General features: G+C 49.2%; 16 protein-coding genes. All 16 read right to left on the bottom strand.

All coding sequences use genetic code 11. From position 1 onward, the window contains the following. Nucleotide 1: 1 nt before the first annotated feature. Nucleotides 2-2,029, bottom strand: coding sequence for a DNA mismatch repair endonuclease MutL (gene mutL, locus HJV72_RS13065; protein WP_208071530.1), 2,028 nt, complete (start codon nucleotides 2,027-2,029; stop codon nucleotides 2-4). Between the two features lies 1 nt (nucleotide 2,030). Then, a complete protein-coding gene (gene mutS / locus HJV72_RS13060; RefSeq protein ID WP_330618987.1) occupies nucleotides 2,031-4,676 on the bottom strand; it encodes a DNA mismatch repair protein MutS in 2,646 nt (881 codons plus the stop codon). A gap of 79 nt (nucleotides 4,677-4,755) precedes the next feature. Then, the gene (locus tag HJV72_RS13055; RefSeq protein WP_208071528.1) at nucleotides 4,756-5,172 is read right to left on the bottom strand and encodes a putative ABC transporter permease; all 417 of its coding nucleotides are present in this window, start codon (nucleotides 5,170-5,172) and stop codon (nucleotides 4,756-4,758) included. 90 nt (nucleotides 5,173-5,262) lie between these two features. Next, complete coding sequence (gene miaB, locus HJV72_RS13050; protein ID WP_208071525.1) at nucleotides 5,263-6,711, bottom strand: tRNA (N6-isopentenyl adenosine(37)-C2)-methylthiotransferase MiaB; 1,449 nt, start codon at nucleotides 6,709-6,711, stop codon at nucleotides 5,263-5,265. Beyond that, nucleotides 6,677-6,859 (bottom strand): DUF4250 domain-containing protein, encoded by a 183-nt coding sequence (locus HJV72_RS13045; protein ID WP_208071523.1) that lies wholly within the window; start codon nucleotides 6,857-6,859, stop codon nucleotides 6,677-6,679. Before HJV72_RS13045 ends, miaB begins: the two co-directional genes overlap by 35 nt. A 21-nt stretch (nucleotides 6,860-6,880) precedes the next feature. Next, a complete protein-coding gene (locus tag HJV72_RS13040) occupies nucleotides 6,881-7,435 on the bottom strand; it encodes a 5-formyltetrahydrofolate cyclo-ligase (RefSeq protein ID WP_334299341.1) in 555 nt (184 codons plus the stop codon). Next, a complete protein-coding gene (locus HJV72_RS13035; protein WP_208071517.1) occupies nucleotides 7,404-7,625 on the bottom strand; it encodes a DUF896 domain-containing protein in 222 nt (73 codons plus the stop codon). Before HJV72_RS13035 ends, HJV72_RS13040 begins: the two co-directional genes overlap by 32 nt. A 112-nt stretch (nucleotides 7,626-7,737) precedes the next feature. Next, entirely contained in the window at nucleotides 7,738-8,121 is a 384-nt protein-coding gene (locus tag HJV72_RS13030; RefSeq protein ID WP_208071514.1) for a hypothetical protein, read from the bottom strand. A 70-nt stretch (nucleotides 8,122-8,191) separates the two neighbouring features. Next, a complete protein-coding gene (locus tag HJV72_RS13025; protein ID WP_208071513.1) occupies nucleotides 8,192-9,862 on the bottom strand; it encodes a putative polysaccharide biosynthesis protein in 1,671 nt (556 codons plus the stop codon). A 14-nt stretch (nucleotides 9,863-9,876) separates the two neighbouring features. Then, nucleotides 9,877-10,371, bottom strand: a complete 495-nt coding sequence (ybeY, locus tag HJV72_RS13020; protein ID WP_208071512.1) for an rRNA maturation RNase YbeY — start codon at nucleotides 10,369-10,371, stop codon at nucleotides 9,877-9,879. Nucleotides 10,372-10,375: 4 nt separating this feature from the next. Beyond that, nucleotides 10,376-11,365 (bottom strand): PhoH family protein, encoded by a 990-nt coding sequence (locus HJV72_RS13015; RefSeq protein WP_208071511.1) that lies wholly within the window; start codon nucleotides 11,363-11,365, stop codon nucleotides 10,376-10,378. Next, entirely contained in the window at nucleotides 11,340-12,656 is a 1,317-nt protein-coding gene (locus HJV72_RS13010; protein WP_243765631.1) for a sporulation protein YqfD, read from the bottom strand. The genes HJV72_RS13015 and HJV72_RS13010 overlap by 26 nt, the downstream gene beginning before the upstream one ends. 13 nt (nucleotides 12,657-12,669) lie before the next feature. Next, the gene (yqfC, locus tag HJV72_RS13005) at nucleotides 12,670-12,975 is read right to left on the bottom strand and encodes a sporulation protein YqfC (protein ID WP_208071510.1); all 306 of its coding nucleotides are present in this window, start codon (nucleotides 12,973-12,975) and stop codon (nucleotides 12,670-12,672) included. Nucleotides 12,976-13,064: 89 nt separating this feature from the next. Beyond that, nucleotides 13,065-13,898, bottom strand: coding sequence for a DUF6179 domain-containing protein (locus tag HJV72_RS13000; RefSeq protein ID WP_208071509.1), 834 nt, complete (start codon nucleotides 13,896-13,898; stop codon nucleotides 13,065-13,067). A gap of 18 nt (nucleotides 13,899-13,916) precedes the next feature. Further along, on the bottom strand, nucleotides 13,917-14,462 hold the full coding sequence (locus HJV72_RS12995; RefSeq protein WP_208071508.1) for a DUF6323 family protein: 546 nt from the start codon (nucleotides 14,460-14,462) through the stop codon (nucleotides 13,917-13,919). 196 nt (nucleotides 14,463-14,658) lie between these two features. Next, complete coding sequence (locus HJV72_RS12990) at nucleotides 14,659-16,104, bottom strand: phospholipase D family protein (protein WP_208071506.1); 1,446 nt, start codon at nucleotides 16,102-16,104, stop codon at nucleotides 14,659-14,661. Nucleotides 16,105-16,261 lie beyond the last annotated feature (157 nt).

The raw sequence follows: 16,261 nt of genomic DNA, 5'->3' as shown, positions 1-16,261 counted from the left end.
TCTATACAATCCTCTTAAACTTTTTCTCAAGCTCCCGCCTGGTCATAGCGATGATAGTAGGGCGCCCATGCGGACAATGGTACGGATTCTCCAGCAAGAGCAGCTCCCCTATCAGCGCGTCCACTTCTGCCGCCGAGAGCTTCATATTGCCTTTTACCGCGGCTTTGCATGACATGGATGCCACCTTTTCATCAATCAGGTCCGGCGACAGGTTTCTGCTTATCTCATCGGACAGGCTGTCTATCATCTCCATGAGCAGTTCTTTCTTCGCGATTCCGAACAGGTTATCGGGCACTGCTCTCACGGCATATGACTCCTGCCCAAACTCTTCCATCTCAAATCCCAGTTTCGTGAACCGTCCCATGTACGTATTCAGAACTTCCGCCTCCTGCATCGTAAGATTCAGGATAATCGGCGGACTGATATACTGGGAGGTAAATTCCCGTGTCTTCATATTCTTCAGCGTACGCTCATACAATACCCTTTCATGGGCCGCATGCTGGTCGATGATATAGAGGCTGTCATGGAATTCAATGATCCAATATGTGTCAAACGCCTGCCCGATAAGCTTATACTCAGCTTTCCTCTCACGCTCCAGAAGCTTTTCTTCAAACATATCTATCTGCGTTCCTGCCTCTTCGTTCTTCAGCGGTACTTTATCGTACGCATTCCGGGTCTGATCGTTTTTCTCCTGCGGGACGTCCGTCTTTGCGTATTCTACCGCTTCGCATATCCGGTCCGCCTGAACATCCGGCCTGAATATAGCGTTTTTATCCTGCACTTCTGCAGATGATTGCCGGTCGTGGTAGGAGCGTACTCTCTTTTTCATCTCCTCCATAAAGTAATCCACGTCTTTCTTCTCCGGATTCTTCCCGGCAGGGGCCTCTTCCCGTACAGGAGCTTCCTGCCGTGCCTGATCCGATTCCTGACGCAGCTGCGCCGTATCGTTCTTTTTCGGATACACCGGCGCCTCTGCCGCTACAGGACTCTTCGAAGCCTCCGCCGCAGGCGGATTTGGGATTTCTACATGGGGAATGAGCTCCTCTGCGTGGAGTCCCCTGTCAACCGCCTCATATACAGAATTATAGACATCCTGCTGATTATTAAACCGTAATTCCATCTTAGTCGGATGTACGTTGACATCTATGTGTTCCCCGTCAATCTCCATGTGCAGCACGACGAAGGGATATTTATGCTGCATCGTAAAGTCTTTGTATGCGTCTTCAATGGCCTTGGCTATCATATTGCTTTTTACATACCTGCCATTGATAAAATAATTCTCAAAATTGCGGTTTCCCCTTGATATAAGAGGCTTTCCCAGATATCCCGTAATCTTCATCCCGGTACGCTCATAGTCCACAGCAAGCAGATTTGCCGCGATTTCCCTTCCGTACACGTGATAAATGACGTCTTTTAAATTCCCGTTTCCTGATGTGTGGATCTTCGACTGTCCATTATTGATGAACTGGAACGAAATCTCAGGGTGGGACAGTGCCATCCTCGTCACCAGCTCTCCTACATGGCTTGCCTCTGTCATCGGCGTCTTTAAGAACTTTCTCCTTGCGGGGGTATTATAGAACAGCTGGCGGATGAGGAAGGTCGTTCCGTCCGGTGCGCCTGCATCGTCCAGCGCTTCTTCTTTTCCGCCCGCGATGCGGTAGCTCGTGCCATAAGTATCTTCTTTCGTCTTCGTGACCAGCTCTACCTGAGACACTGCCGCAATACTGGAAAGCGCTTCTCCGCGGAATCCGAGGGAACCGATATGTACCAGATCGTCCACAGTACGGATCTTGCTCGTGGAATGTCTCAGAAAGGCCGAGGGCACTTCCTCTCTTGCAATGCCGCAGCCATTGTCCGCAATACGTATGTAGGAGATGCCTCCTTCTTTGATTTCTACGGTGACGGACGTAGCGCCCGCGTCTATGGCATTCTCCACCAGCTCCTTCACGACAGAGGCCGGACGCTCAATCACCTCTCCCGCGGCTATCTTATCTATTGTCACCTGGTCCAATACTTGTATCTTATTCATATTACCACCTGTTTTTCAGTTTGTTCTGCAGCTGATACAGCGTGTTCAGCGCATCTATAGGGGTCAGGTTGCTCACATCCAGATTCTTGATCTCATCTATCACATCATCGTCTTTTACCGTGTCAAACAGTGACATCTGAGCCAGATCGACTTCATCATACTTCTTTGTCTTAATCTTTGCTTCATGGCCGTTTACCGCGATATCCTTAACACGGGCGGTAATGTCTGCATGGCTCAGTTCTTCCACTATCTCTTTCGCCCGCTCGATGACCGTGTCCGGTACGCCGGCCAGCTTGGCTACCTGGATACCGTAGCTCTTGTCTGCGCCGCCTTTTACGATCTTGCGCAGAAATACGATATCATCGCCCTTTTCCTTGACTGCGATACAGTAGTTATTCACATTGTCAATCTTGCCCTCCAGTTCGGTCAGCTCGTGATAGTGGGTTGCGAACAGCGTCTTGGCTCCGAGCAGCCTGCTGTTGCTGATATGTTCAATCACGGCCCATGCGATGCTGAGCCCGTCAAAGGTACTCGTACCCCGCCCGATCTCATCCAATATAAGAAGGCTTCTGCCTGTGGCGTTCCTGAGTATATTGGCGACCTCCGTCATCTCGACCATAAAGGTACTCTGCCCGGACGCCAGGTCATCTGAGGCTCCCACTCTGGTAAATATTCTGTCTACAAGCCCCACATCCGCAGAGGACGCCGGTACGAAGGAGCCAATCTGCGACAGGAGCACGATGAGTGCCGTCTGCCTCATATATGTGGATTTTCCGGCCATATTCGGACCGGTGATGACAGATATGCGGTTTTTCCTGTCGTTCAGGTATGTGTCATTGGCGATAAACATGTCATTCGGTATCATCTTCTCTACGACGGGATGCCTTCCATCCTTGATGTCGATCACTCCCTTTTCGTTTATCCTGGGGCGTACATAATTATTACGTTCCGCCACGAGCGCGAGGGAGGTAAAGACGTCAATCTGCGCCACTGCCTTGGCTGTCGTCTGGATACGCTCGATCTCTCCGGCAATCGTGTCACGCACCTCGCAGTACAGCTCATACTCCAGCGCGTACAGCTTGTCTTCCGCACCCAGAATCGTATCTTCCAGCTCTTTCAGCTCCGGGATGATATAACGCTCTGCATTGGCTAGCGTCTGTTTCCTCATATAATAATCCGGAACGAGATTCTTGAACGAATTCGTCACTTCCAGATAATAGCCGAATACTTTATTGAAACGAATCCGCAGATTCTTGATTCCCGTCTTCTGACGCTCCTGTTCTTCCAGCTTAGCAAGCCATTCCTTTCCATCCGACTTCGCAGCACGGAGCCGGTCCACTTCCTCGTTGTAGCCTTCCCGTATGATATTGCCTTCCTTCATGGCAATAGGAGGCTCATCATCAATGGCATCCGTAATGAGCCGGCACAGGTCTTCGAGCGTGTCCAGACTGTCGAAGAGCTCCTTCAGAAGGGGACTGCTCATATCGCCCATTATGCACCGGATGTGGGGCAGCATGGACAGAGAGCTTCTGAACGCCGTCAGATCCCTCGGATTGGCAGACTTGTATGTAATCTTGCAGACGAGCCGTTCCAGATCGTAGACAGGGCTCAGGTATTCCCTGATCTCTTCCCTCGCTATCGCACCCGCCTTGAATTCTTCTACCGCATCAAGGCGCCGTTCTACCGCTTCTTTATCTATGAGGGGCTGCTCGATATATTTGCGCAGTGTCCTCGCACCCATCGCTGTCTTCGTCTTGTCGAGCACCCAGAGAAGCGAACCTCTCTTCTGCTTTTCACGAAGCGTCTCACAGAGCTCCAGGTTCCTCCTCGTGGAACTGTCCAGCATCATATACTTGCCGGCTGCATATCCGGTGAGCTTCGTCAGATGGGCCAGGTCCGTCTTCTGCGTCTCTTTCAGGTATGTAAGCAGGGCTCCTGCCCCGATGACACCGCAGTCATAGTCCCCCAGCCCGAGGCCGTCCAGAGAATTCACACCGAAGTGCTCCTTCAGCGTCCGCTGGCAGAGAGCATCGTCAAAATACCAGGTATCCAGCGCATATATGGTGATGCCTAGCCGTTCTTTCAGCAAGTCCATATCCATGCCGCTCATATAAAAAGCCTCATTGCATATAAGCTCTGAGGGCATGAATTTATATATCTCGTCAAACAGTTTCCCGCTTGTTTCAAGTTCTGTCACAAAGTAATCGCCTGTCGTGACATCCGCCACCGACAGACCGTATCGGTCCGCAATATATACGACGCACATAATGTAATTATTCTTCGTCTCATCGAGCGCCTGCGTATCCAGGTTCGTACCAGGCGTAACGATACGGACCACTTCCCGCTTTACGAGACCTTTTGCCGTCGCCGGATCTTCCATCTGTTCGCAGATAGCTACCTTGTAGCCCTTGGATACGAGCCGGTTCAGATAGCCATCCACGGCATGGTAAGGGATGCCGCACATCGGTGCCCGCTCCTTAAGCCCGCAGTTCTTTCCTGTCAGGGTAATTTCCAGTTCTTTCGATGCGGTAAGCGCATCTTCAAAAAACATCTCATAAAAATCGCCTAATCTATAAAATAAGATACAGTCCGGATACTCTTTTTTCGTATCTACATACTGCTGCATCATCGGGGTTAGTTCAGCCACAGTCTTCTCCTCTTTTGTCTAAATTTTTACATTTTATTATATCATTAATCTCTAAAATATGAAAGACTTAAAATCCTCATCACAATACATGAAAATGTGGTTTCGGCTCATCGTACAGCCAGTATGACAAGTAACCGCTCAATAGGATGCCTATGACGCAAAGACCTGAAAACAAGACTACAAAAGGCAGGCAGATCTGCCCAAACAGATGGAACGGCTGATTCGTATAGTCCCATACGCCAAGGCCCAGCCACTTGTTGACGATGATACCGGTAATGAATTCCATCGATGTAACAAACACAATACATCTTATAAGCTGCCTCCAGAGCGCATCCTCCCAGTTGACCGCTCTGCCCTGTATCTCAAAAAAGAGAAGACAGATGCCGCCGAGCAGGAACATGCTCCAATGTGAAAAACCGCGGAATACGACCTCTAATGTATAATAGATACAGCCCCCCAGGCTGATAAAAAACAGATACTCACTTAATTTCTTCATGTAAAAACGCCCTCACTATATGTTCTTACTTATAGTTTGAGCGTTTTCGCTTTATAATATGGGTGGTATATATTTCTTAATAGGCATGAATTACCGTCCGGCATTCAGACTGCCGATATAGTAGAATCCCCGGCATTCCGAAAGTCTTACATCCGCATAGGTACCTATCATATCTTCCGTACCCGGAAAATGCACGAGCAGATTATTGCTGAGCCTCCCTGTTACGAGGGTGCTGTCGTGCTCGCTTACAGATTCTACCAGAGCCCGCTGTACGCTTCCTTCATGCACCGCGCATACTTCCCGGGCAATCTTCTGGACCTCGCTGAGCAGCCGGTCAAACCGGTCTTTGGCAACATCCTCCGGCACCTGATCCTCCATCGCTGCTGCAGGCGTGCCCGAACGTTTTGAATAGAGGAAGGTAAACGCGCTGTCATAACGTACCTTGCGCACGACATCCAGCGTCTCCTGGAAATCTTCCTCGGTCTCGCCGGGAAAGCCGACGATAATATCTGTCGTAAGAGAGATATCCGGCACGGCCAGCCTTATCTTTCTGACCAGTTCCAGATACTGTTCCTTCGTATAATGCCGGTTCATCTTTTTAAGGATGTCTGTGCTTCCGGACTGTACGGGCAGGTGCAGATGCCTGCATATCTTACGTGACCTGCCCATCACTTCGATCAGCTCGTCAGACAGGTCCTTTGGATGTGACGTCATGAACCTTATGCGTTCCAGCCCCTCTATCTTTTCGATTTCCTCAAGCAGCGCGGCAAAAGTGATTGGCGCATCAAGCGTCTTTCCGTATGAATTGACATTCTGCCCAAGAAGCATGACCTCTGTCACTCCATCTGCCACGAGCTGCCTGATTTCCCGTGTGATGGCTTTTGGCGCACGGCTTCGCTCTCTCCCGCGCACATATGGCACGATACAGTAGCTGCAGAAATTATTGCAGCCGAACATGATATTGACCCCTGATTTAAAGGCGTATTTCCTTTCGTTCGGCAGGTCTTCCACAATCTTATCCGTGTCGTTCCATATATCTATCACCATGCCGCCCGACTCAAAACATGAGACAATCAGCTCAGCAAACTTATAGATATTGTGTGTGCCGAAGATGAGGTCTACGAAACGATAGCTCTTTTTCAGCTTCTCTACTACTTCCGTCTCCTGCATCATACATCCGCACAGCCCTATCATCATATGAGGATTCTTCTGCTTTATCGGCTTCAGCTGTCCAAGCCTTCCGTATACTCTCGTATTTGCATTTTCACGGACCGTACATGTGTTAAAGATGACAAAGTCCGCCTTGTCCTCTTCCGCCTCTTCATAGCCGATACGCCCCAGTATCCCCTTAAGCTTTTCAGAGTCCCGGGCATTCATCTGGCAGCCGAAGGTCGTCACGCAAAAAGTAAGGGGCCTTCCCAACTCCTTTGCTTTATCCGCTACATGCCGTCTGGCCTTTTCTATGTAATAATATTGCCTCTCAGGTTCGCTGTCCGGTATCTCACTAGACAAACTGATGTCTGGATTCATCGTACTCATAATCGATTCCTTTCAATGTATCTACAATCGTATTTTTATCTACCTGCATATCCTCACACAGCTCGTCAAGCGTGTGGTAATAGTCTCTTATCTTCGTGTTCACCACGCTCAAAAGCAGCATGGGGTCTTTCGGCAATCCAAACTGCATCCGTATCCATCCTTTCCGCCGCTATATGCTCCTTGTCTCTGTTATGATAAGCTGCGGCCTGACATCCTCTTCTTCCTGCGGCACTTCCGCTACAATCTGGAGGTCGAATGCTGCCGCAATCGTATGAAGCCCCGGGTGCTTTCCCAGATATCTGTCATAGTATCCCTTTCCATATCCAATCCGGCAGCGTCTGACATCGAAGGCCACGCCCGGCATGATTACCAGACCGTCCTTTCCGTCAGCTGCCTTCCCCTCGACCGGTTCCAGGATGCCAAAGCATCCTCTCGTCAGTTCTTCAAAAGAATGGATTTCAAAGAAGTCCATCTCTGTCCCGTCGACCTTAGGTGCCCATACTGCCTTGCCAAGCCTCCAAGCCTCTTCCATCAGCTGTCTAGTCCCGACCTCTTTTCGGCAGTCTACATAGCAGTAGATATCCGTGGCCTCTCTGAACCATGCATGGGAGATGATCTCCCTTGTGATGGCTTCTGTGCTGTTCTGCCATTCTACCGGACTGATATCCAGCCTGTTTTTAAGAATTGACTGTCTAATTTCCTCTTTTTCTGCCAAATTTCTCACCTAAATCCGTTATCGTCCCATCTGTCTCTTCTATCGATATCTGATTCAGCTGGCTGCGCAGGTTCTGCTTGAAAGCATCCACATACTCTCTTCTCAAAACCTGCTGCTCTTTTTGCTCAGCCGCTGTAAGCCCTTCTGCCTTGGACTTGTGATATAGTTCATTGATCCTGGCTATCTTTTTATCGTCCATTTGTCTTATGCCCTTCCTAAATCATAGAAATTATGGTGCGAGGCGTGTGTGCCCTTGTAAACTGATGCTATCCATAATACACTATAAAAGGGGGAAAGTCTACTTCTTATTTTTAACTCGAATAATTTTCCAGGAAGCCGTAAAGCGTCGCCGTATCTTCTATATATTTGCCGTTGCGTATCTCTTCACGCACGGCTGCCGGGAGTTCATCATACCGGATATCCGTGTACTCGTAAGGTGTCTTCTTATCACTCAGATAGACGACGATATAGCCATTGACCTCCATAAGGTAATAGCAGTCTTCTTTCAAAGCAGAACCTTCCGTCCTCACCGATGGTTCGGTCTTGGCCTTGGCAGTCTCCTGCTCCTTCTCTATCTTCGTCTCGGCCTCCGCCCGTTCTTTTGCCTTCTGGTAGCTCAACTGGTATGCGCTGGATACCGCGAGTACCGTTATAATAGCAGCCGCAAAAAAGCCAATACCATACTTATTTTTCATAAGGACAACTCCTTTTTTAGTACAGTATTGGCTGCTTTTCATTTATTTATACAAAATTGCTGAATTTCTGCTATCTGTATTCCCCGCGAATCAGATGCAGCTTTCTGCATATAGACACGATAGTAGCTCCTTTCGGCATGCCAAGCATCTCCTCCTCTGTCAGTCCTCCAAGCAGGATAAGCGTAATCCCATACGTGATAAGGGCAGCCAGAAGTGCAAGTAACGTCGCCGCCTTGCTGCCGATGAAGAGTTCCACCACCAGATGCACGACAACGGTAACCACGCCCATGACGGCCGCAGATATCGCAGGAATGATAAAGGTCTTCTTCTGCTCCTGCACATAGCCGATGCGGCTGCGAAGCGCATGTGAATTCAATATGCATATCGCGCCGGAAAATACGATCTTGCTCAAAATGACTGCGTAGATGTTCCATTTGAAGATAACCATGAACAAGAACAGGGATACCACATGGATGACAAGCGATATCGCCGCATTCTTGACCGGCGTCATCATATCATCCAGCCCCTGAAGTACGGAATTCGTCACAGTGGACAGGCAGAAGAACACGACGGAGACAGCTCCAAGCTGTAGCATATACGCGGACGTCGTATTGTCCGAGCCATAAAACAGCAAGTCCAGTATCGGCTTCGCGAGCACGAGAAAGCCGACCGCGCACGGGATGGCAATCATCATGTTGAACCGGGTTACCATATTGATCTTGCTATGTATCTGCTTGCGGCTGCCTGTCTGTGCGGTAGCGACAAGGCTCGGTATCAGAGAAGACGCAAACGCGCTTGAGATAGATAATGGCACGTTGATCAGCGTCGTGTAATCACCGGTAAGTATGCCGAGCAGCTTCGTATATACGATCTTCTTCTCTCCCTGGGCAGCCATAATATTGCTGAACATGGCACTGTCTACAAAATCACAGATATTGTAGACGGTCGCACTCAGTATGACTGGAGCGATAGTGACCAGCAGCACTTTATATATCCTGTTATATGACTCCTTGTGGCGGCTGCGGTCTCTGCGCATCTTCCGCCGGTAGACTTTCTTGTAGGCCATGAAGATGAACAAGATAAAGAGCAGGGCCGTCAGCGCACCCGCCACGGTTCCGAGCGTGCCTCCCGCCGCGCTGTAGGCAGGGCCGTAAGAGTCATTGCCTCTCGTCTTAGCTATCCCTTTGCCTACGCTGAACAGTACATAAGCTCCTGTCACGGAGATGACCGCATTGACTATCTGCTCGATGATCTGCGAGATAGCCGTAGGCACCATGGAGCCGATACCCTGGAAGAATCCCCGCATGACTCCGAGCACTGCCGCAATCAGTATGCACGGGGCCAGCACGCGCAGCGCATATACGCTCATATCGATGGACATGATATTGTCTGCGATGAACCCTGCCCCGAAGAAGATGAGGAGGGCGACGAATCCGCCTGCCATGACGGCAAACATCAATGCTCCCCGGAACACCTTATATGCATTTTTATATTCCCCCACCGCGATACGGGCCGACACAAGCTTCGACACGGCCAGCGGCAGGCTGTAGGAGGTCAGGGTAAGTGCCACGATATAGATGGAAAAAGCCACGCCATAGTAGCCCATCCCTTCCTGCCCTGCGATATTCCGCAGCGGAATACGATATATAACGCCAATTATCTTCGTAACCACCCCTGCAATGGCAAGAATGGAACCCTGTATGAGGAAATTGGCCTCTCTTTTTCTGCGTTTTTCAGCCATGATTCATGCTCCGTTTATCGTAATATGTTTAGTCTGTCCAAGATTTCTCTCTGTCTTGATTCCATATCAAGGCGTTCTTCCTCCTCCATATGGTCATACCCAAATAAGTGTAACATAGAATGGGCGATTAAAAAAGCGTATTCTCTTCTGACAGAATGTCCGAACTCTTCTGCCTGGGATATCACCTTCTCCTTGGATATCACGATATCACCGAGAACCAGTTCCCCGGACTCCGGGTCAAAGCAGCAGTCCTGCCCTTTTAAGCATCCAAAGTCCCCGGGCTGTCTATATTCGGCCATCGGAAACGAAAGTACGTCCGTAGGGCGGTCAATTCCCCGGAATTCCTTGTTCATCTCCTTTATATGCCCATTCGTGGTCAGCAGCACGTTCACCTGCGCCTCGTATGGACAGCCTGTATATTCCAGCGCCTCTTCTGCCACCTCGCGTGCCAGATCCTCACATGGTATATGAAGCCGGGTCTCCCCTTCTTCCTCAAAATATAGCGTCATTCGTTTATTTTCTCCTTCGGTCTTTTCCTTTTGCCCGGCCTCTGTTCTCATAATCTTCGTATGCCTTGACAACCTTCTGTACGAGCGGATGCCGTACTACGTCCCTGCTGCTCAGCTGGCAGACGCTGATATCCTCGATATGCCTGACGACAGATACGGCCACGTCAAGCCCGGACACCTGCCCGGATGGCAGATCCTTCTGCGTCGCGTCGCCGGTGACGACTACTTTGGAACCGAATCCTATTCTCGTCAAAAACATCTTCATCTGCGCAGGGGTAGTGTTCTGAGCCTCGTCGAGTATGATAAAGGCATTGTCGAGCGTGCGGCCTCTCATATAAGCAAGCGGGGCCACCTCGATGAGCCCTTTTTCAGAGTTCTTCATAAAGCTTTCTGCCCCCATAATCTGATAGAGGGCATCATAAAGCGGCCTTAGGTATGGGTCTATCTTGCTCTGGAGGTCTCCGGGAAGGAAACCGAGCTTCTCTCCCGCCTCTATGGCAGGTCTTGTCAGTATAATCCTGCCCACCTCGTTATTCTTAAATGCTGTAATCGCCATCGCCATGGCCAGATATGTCTTTCCCGTTCCGGCAGGACCAAGTCCGAACACAATCATCTTGCGCCGGATGGCGTCTACATATTTTTTCTGTCCGAGCGTCTTCGGCCTGATAGGCTTTCCCTGCAGCGTATGGCAGATAAATTCCTTATCCATCTCCACAACGCTCTCGTCACTGTCCTCCATCACGAGGGACAGCGTATAATCCACATTCTGCTCTTGTATCGTATTGCCCCTCATAGACAGGCCGACAAGCTGTTCCAGCACTTTCCTGGCCCGTTCTGTCTGCAAGGCTTCTCCCATTATCTTGACATTCCCGTCTCTTGCTATGAGCGTCACATGCAGTGTCCGTTCAATCTTTTTGGCATATGCGTCGAACTGGCCGAATACATTCTGTTCATGCTCTGCCGGCATGTCAATGACTGTCTCCATCATTCCCATCTATATTATCTCCTGTCGTTCCATCCTCTTCTTGCTGCGGCACATCTATGACCTCCGTAGGTGCCGTGGTGCCTATTGGCATGATGACCGTAAGGTTCCCTTTCGCTTTTGCTTTTTCGGACCCTGTGTATATTTTAACATCATTCTCAATAATTTCTACCCCCTTTTTCTCTAAATCTTCACAATACTTGTCAAACCGGGCACTCAGAATCGTCTGGAGCTGTTTGTCGGTGTACTTGTGCTTCTTCCTCGTATACGGCTGAATCGTCCGGGTTCCCGTCGATACAGGCAGGTAGAACTCCTCCCCTATCTTCCAACGTTTCTCATGTGACATAATCTCATAATGTTCATAATCATGGCTCCTGCTCCCGAGCCCGAACCGGTATCTTCCTATCTTGATATACAGCTCTTCTTTTTTTACTTCGGGAAGCTTCTTCTCAATATAGGTTATGTCCTGTTCCTGCTCATATGGTATGACTGCCCTTCCTTTGATATCAGCGTCAGATTTGTTATAGTGGTATCCGGTCGTCTCACCGGCGTCATTGTTCACAGGCACTCTGCCGCATACGAGCAGATCGCCTTTTTTGACCGCGTCCCCTTCCTTGACTGCCGGAGTTCCTTTGCGTGTTATCATCTCTGTTATCGTACAGTCTATGTCTGCCACGATATCCTGCGGCTCCTCTTCCTCTTTCCCGCCGTCGCTGTCCGTATCCTCTTCTTTCAGCTCCTCGTCACCGCCTGCGGCGGGCAGGGAATCCTCGTTTTCCTTCACCTGTATGATAAGCCTGGAACCCTGGATGGAGGCGGATACCCAGATGATTCCGTCATATTCTTTGCGCATATCTTTTACAATTCTGGCACAGTCCACGCTGGACTTCTTCATCCCATGTTCAACTTCCTTCGTCTGGAGAAATTCCAGGATGTTCTCATCCGTCTGCGACAGATTCCCCTCTATATCAATATCCCATATAAAAAGAGATAATATGTATATGAGCGCGACACTTGAAAAGGCTCCGATAAAAAACAGCTTTCTCTTCCGGTATCTGTGTAAAAAAAAAGGAAGACCGAACCGCCTTACTACCGCTACTCTTGTTCCGGTCTTCTTGATAATCGGTTTTAACTTGCGGAAACCGTCAACAGACATGTACATCTCATACGCTCCGTTTGACGGTCTCAGTCCCCATATGTAGATACCTCTGTGGCTGCAGGCATTCAAAAACCTTTCCGCCGAATAACCGATTACACGAACCTGAACGTATCCTTTTATATATCGAATCATGGATAAAAGCAAATCTTATCCCCCTTTAGTGATGATATTCTATAGACTCTATCCGCCCGGTCACTTTCATCTCATCATTCGTATAATATGCGACCTGAAGGTTCTTGCCGGTGATTCTGATCTGCCCGATCTTCGTCTGTATACGGACAAGGGCATCTGTATACTCCAATATGCCCCTGTAATTCTCCAGGCTCATCTCCAGCTGCCCGGTTATGGTGAGTACAGGCATTCCAAGCACTACGTCTTTCGGCATCTCGGAGGCCTCTGCAACTTTATTCCTGAACGACCGGCTCTCATTATCCTGTCTGCGCTCTTTCTTTCTTGCCTTCATAAAACACTGCCACACATAGTTTTATAGTAATCTATGTGTGGCCGCTGTCCTTTATACATTGTCCCCGGAAATATTCCCTTTCTGAAAGATTACAGGAAGAGCGCTTCCAGCACATGATGTTCCTTGCCATGGAAGATCCGAAGCGCGTACTCTCTCCTCAGCTTCTGAAAATATTCCTGCTCGCTGCCAAGCCCGGCCGCCTCCGCAATCATACGGATATAAGCGCCGGCCTTGCGTTCTACTTCCGGCAGGCTATCCTCACGGAAGTACATCCCTATCTTCTCAATGTCGTTTTTCTCCAATACCAGACTTGAAAAAGGATGTTCTGCAATGATACATCCTATGGCGTTAAGAAGGGCGAGAGAACAGAGATTCTCCATATACGGAACTCCAAAACGTTCCTCCGTCCTGCGAAGCAGCTCTCTCACTGCCGAAGTCTGAAAGCAGCTTAATAACATGCTTTCCGTCTCTATATCGCACAGATATTCATATATGAGGTCTATTCCGCACCGGTCTACATATGTTCCGACTGTTGGGTAATCCAGAGTTATGATATGGTTCTGGGGCTGGAACCTCACGTCATAATAGAGGAAAAAACCGGGCATTCCTCCAGTAATCGTATCCTTGTAGTTCCTGCAGCCGTAATCTTCAAAATCTGCCGTCAGCCTGTTGTAGATGTCCCTTGCACGGTATACTTTATCAAGCACCTGTCCGTAACCTGCCTCGTAGATGGCCTCCGCCTTCGCCTTCCTGCCGCCGGCCGGTACATTGCCACATGTGGCCTCTTGCTCTTCTATGCAATAGATGACCGCGCCCATGAGCATCTGTGCGGTTTCATAGGTCACTGAGCTGCTCTCTTTTGACGTATACTTTTCTGCCAGCATGGCTGTGACCGGCACGAGTTCTTCCAGCTTATATTCCATATGTCCCCTCCTCCTTTACTACTCCCAGAACAATTCTCTGAGGGCTTCCGTATACAGTTCACTGTCCCAACGCTGCTCTTCGCTCAATTCTTCGTATTCCCCCTTTCCCCCGAACGCCTCATATCCCCGGTACCCGGCCCTCACCGCAGCCGAAAAGCGCGTCAGGCACGTTCCTTCCAGATATTCCACATCTCCAAAACATACCGTCTCGAACTGCTCTTTCATAAAGGTCAGCAGCTCTTCGTCTGTCAGCCTGTCCTGTGCCTCGTTCTTGAACGCATAGAAGATGTCCTGAAGCCTGGCCAGCGTCTCGGCATAATCCTGCCGGCTGATGTACTGGGAATTACAGAACACGAACATCAGCTTATCCAGGATACCTCTGCCAAATTCCACCCTCTGATGCTTCTTCAGGCTTTCCTGTTTTGCTGCAATCAAGGCCGCTGTCTCCTCCCGGGTAAGGCTGAGGCCGAACTGCCTTCCGATTATTTCGTTGCAGGAATTTACCGCAGCCAGCTCCGCCTTATCCCTGTTGGCCGAAAGAAGCTCATATAATGCTTTATCCATACCATGTACCTCCTTTACCTTAGTCGTCTATTATATGACCAGGCTCATATGATTACAAGACTTGAAAAATCAGCCGTTTTGTGGTATGATAAGTACAGAAAAAAGGAGCAGATAGTTTAAAATCTGCTCCTTTTTTCTGTATTGGTCACTCCTTTCCAACATTTGTCCAGTCCCGCATGTCTGACAGTCAAAACTATCACATGAGAAAGCGCAGCCAATTGAACAATGTCAGGACTTTGGCCCTGAACTCCCTTTTGCTGCTGATATCCTGTCTTGTGACCCCTTCCGGTATGTCGTACGTATCTTCATCCAGCACTTTGACCGACTCAGCCTCATACTCCCTCATATACCCTTTCAGCTGGCTGTTCACCCCCTTGCTGTCAATGACAAGCATCAGCTCCGTGTCCAGATAGGCGCTCCTCATATCCATATTGAAGGAACCGACAATCGCGATGTCATCTCCTATCGTGATGCTTTTTCCGTGATAGGACACGCCGCCTTCATATTCATATACCGTGATGCCTGTTTCCAGCAGCTTTTCCTTATTCTTCATATAATCAGAAGCGCCAAAAGGATTTCCGTTGTTTGCGACTGAATTCGTCATCAGCGCAGACGTTCCGCTGCCGGCACAAACCTTCCTCAGAGACTCATACATCCAGTCGTTGCAGATGATATACGGGGTATGGATCGATATATCTTCTTCTGTGTCCTTCATAAGCTCTATAAGCGAATAGAACACCCGGGGCTCCTTAGAATATACGTGGACAGGATTGGACAGCAGCGTAATCCTGTTCACTTCATACGTCATGCCTTCATAATCCGCTGTCTCGCCTATCACAGGATATTTTCTCAGCATATCGCGGTAGCGCTGTTCGAGCTCCTTCCCTGCTTCTGACACTTTTCCGCTGGAAACGGCGCCGGGACTGGCGTGGAATGCCCTGCACTCATCCAAGTTCCACACGGACTCAAAATAATCTTCCAGCTGATGGATGGAACTCCCTTTGTCCTGAGGCGATTGGCTGTATACAAGTACGTCTCTGTCGTAATTTCTATAGCCGCTGTCACCCAGAAAATAATCATACGTATTACGGCCTCCGAGCAGATACAGTCCGTCATCTGCTATGACATACTTGTCATGAAGGCGCCCCATGCTTTTCCATGGCATCAGCAGGTTGATTCTGTTGTAAATCCTGATTTCTACATTGTCTGTGGTTGATAGGGCATAGAAATAATCGTTGCCATCCATCTGCTGCAGTGCTGAAAAACCATCCACAAGTATCTTGACGTCAACGCCCCGTTTTGCCGCATCCATCAGTGCGGCTATCATATCTTTGCCGCTTCTGTCGGCGTGAAAGTCAAACGTAGACAGAATAACCCGCTCCTTTGCCTGGCCAATCATCCTGAGCCGTTCCTCCAGTGCCTGCTCATTGTCTTCTATCACACATGCCCTGTCGCACGATACATCGTCCGAATAGCAGTTCTTTGGATCAAACATGTCCTTATATTCCCGGCTTACACCAGGCTGCCTCGCATAGGACAGGACCGTTCCCGCAATGATGTATATCGCAGCCAGGGCTATCGCAGCCAATATGTATCTCCCTCTGAACTTGAATGCCGGTCCTTCCGGTAAGCCTCTCTTCATATATCGTACTTCATCCTCCTTTGCATTTACGTTCCTCTATATCGGTTAATCATACCACTAAGCGGAGCTTTTTGCCACCTTACAGCCCCCCTGATTTTTCAAATATCCGTATATATTCTACTTTTTATTCATAGATTGTTTAGTCAGGAGCCTTAAA

The organism is Extibacter sp. GGCC_0201 (assembly GCF_017566055.1).
In the GTDB taxonomy this organism is placed as follows: domain Bacteria; phylum Bacillota; class Clostridia; order Lachnospirales; family Lachnospiraceae; genus Extibacter.
Note: the sequence above shows the minus strand (reverse complement) of the source record. Positions and strands in the feature narration are given on the sequence as shown.